The organism is Alicyclobacillus vulcanalis (assembly GCF_900156755.1).
In the GTDB taxonomy this organism is placed as follows: Bacteria; Bacillota; Bacilli; order Alicyclobacillales; family Alicyclobacillaceae; genus Alicyclobacillus; species Alicyclobacillus vulcanalis.
The window spans coordinates 1-2,180 of record NZ_FTOO01000027.1; the positions used below are offsets into that span (position 1 = coordinate 1).

1 protein-coding gene and 2 pseudogenes are annotated in these 2,180 nt (G+C 49.4%); 2 read left to right on the plus strand and 1 reads right to left on the minus strand.

Going from position 1 to position 2,180, the window contains the following annotated elements; translation table 11 throughout:
* Window positions 1-165: pseudogene (locus BW934_RS14925) on the plus strand (ISLre2 family transposase); the annotation flags it as partial.
* A 921-nt stretch (window positions 166-1,086) separates the two neighbouring features.
* Here the strand turns inward: BW934_RS14925 and BW934_RS14600 are convergent.
* A pseudogene (locus BW934_RS14600) lies at window positions 1,087-1,535 on the minus strand (transposase); the annotation flags it as partial.
* A gap of 141 nt (window positions 1,536-1,676) precedes the next feature.
* On the opposite strand from BW934_RS14600, the gene BW934_RS14605 reads away from it, so the two are divergent.
* Window positions 1,677-2,171, plus strand: coding sequence for a hypothetical protein (locus BW934_RS14605; protein WP_234969861.1), 495 nt, complete (start codon window positions 1,677-1,679; stop codon window positions 2,169-2,171).
* Window positions 2,172-2,180 lie beyond the last annotated feature (9 nt).

Here is a 2,180-nt window from a genome sequence, read left to right on the forward strand (position 1 = left end):
GCCCAAGAGGCGGTCGTGACGGACGCGGAGATGACGCGCAAAGTCGAGGCAGCGGCGTCGTGGCTGGAAGCTCATATGCCTGCACTGGCCGGGCCGCATGCGGGCCGGCCATGGGTGAAGTACGTGCTTCGTGAGCTGGCGCGGCTTCCGTACACCATTGCGTGACGGCTTGGCGCCGTGAGGTCCCCTACGACAACTTGACACGGACTGCGGAAAACAAAGCCGTGACATTTGGATATTTGTCCTAGTATGATAAACAGCGACTGGGCATCATGGAAGGACGATGTGAATGAGGATGACTATAGTCAGAATTATTGTTGTATTTTTAATAAGCGTCCTAGGAGACTTCGTCATAGCTTTGATTAATTGGCTGTATAATGAGACAAGGCTTAGTTCGGTGGGGATTATCCCTATTATTTACATACTAATCTTGATAATTTTAATTTTAGCTGTAAACTCAATTATCGTTTCTTGTGGGTTGGAATTTGTTTTAAAATCAACTTACAAATGCACAAGAATGATAAAGTATTTACGTGTCAATGTACTTGGAATGTTATTGCTTTTAATTCCCGATTATTTTTACACAAAATTTGAGCTGAAATTAGATATATATCATTTGTCAATAACGCTCTTGGGCATGATTTCATCTATAGCAACAACTGCGTTTATGTGTGTGATATATGTTTTAATATACAGGGATCAGGAAGTGTCTTTTTCCCATATATTAAATTTCGTAAGATCATACTGGAAACCATTAATGATTGTTTCGGTAGTAATGGACGTCTGGTTGTGTGTTTTAGCTTTGGGTTCTTTTTTGCTACAAGCGATGGCATATAGATGGGGGTGGTTAAATGATTTAGATAACAACACTGTATTCTGTTTTTTTGGAGCTTCCTTTGTGATGTTTTCGCCGCTAATTATGAGAAGAAGTGGCTCGGTGGGAGGGGTCTAGAGTGTATCCGTTGATCAAGTCCGAGATTGTTTGTAAACCGCCATGCCCGGTTGGGCACAAGAGGCGGATGAAAATTGGCGTGCCTCTATTTTCTCATCAAAATTGCCCTCTTCGGCGAATGGAGCGGTGATCACTTAGGCCGTTGCTGCACAAGCCTGAGCTGATTCTCTCCAGGCCTGTTGCGCCTTCTTCCATGCCTCATACTCGTCCATGTTGAGATATTTCCGCCCTGTCGTCCATTCTTCGTCGATTTCCATCAGTAACGCCCCGAGCAGACGGATCGCCGATTCCCGGTTGGGGAAGATCCGAATGATGCGCTCGCGGCGCCGAATTTCTTCGTTGAGCCGTTCGACACCGTTGTGGTGCGTAAGCGCCGCCGATATCGCTCAGGTAAGACCAAAACAGCGGTTACATCATCAAACCCATCCTCCAACACCTGCACCGCCTTCGGTGCCTTCTCTGCGTGAGCCTCGACAAACGCATCTTTGAGCAACCGTGCAGTCTTCAGGTCAGGCGCATCCAGGACCGCGCGAACTTGTTGGTAGACCTGCTCCTGCAACGCCTTGGGTGTGGCATCTGTCAACATCGGTTGTAAAATCCCCAATAACATCGGATGAGAATTCCCCAAGATCATCGGCCTCAATTCCTCAAAATCATCGGGATGAATTCCCCACCCCCATGTCGAATCGTGGCACCTGTCATCCGTTCATGGGAGGTGCCCGTCATGAGGGAGGACGAGAGGATGGAGATCAGGCAACTCTACGAGGCTGGCGTCCGCATCTCGGAACTGGCCAGAAGATTCGGCCATGACCGTAAGACCATTCGCAGCGCGCTGAATTCATCGCTGGAGGAGAAGCAGGGCGAAAGAGCGTCGCGTGGGGAGCGAAAGAGGGGTTCCAAGCTGGAGCCCTACAAGGATTACGTGAAGCAGCGTATGCAACTGGGTGTTCTCAACGCTGAACGAATTCTGCGAGAGATTCGGGAGCAGGGCTATACCGGCGGTATCACCGTCCTACGTGAGTTCATGAAGCCACTTTGCCCGGTGGTCTCTGCCAGGGCCACCGAGCGATTTGAGTCGGATCCGGGTGAACAAGCCCAGATCGATTTGGGGGCCTTCCCCTACTACGATTCGCGGGTGTGTCAAGTGTTCTGTGTAAACTCCATTTTGAAGAGATTACATTCGTTCCTGTGGCGGGTCCCAGGCTGTCGTACCATGTGAGGCTGTCAA

Coding starts and splice junctions, on each gene's coding strand:
- BW934_RS14605 (WP_234969861.1), top strand. CDS start 1,677: ATGAGGGAGGACGAGAGGATGGAGATCAGGCAACTCTACGAGGCTGGC.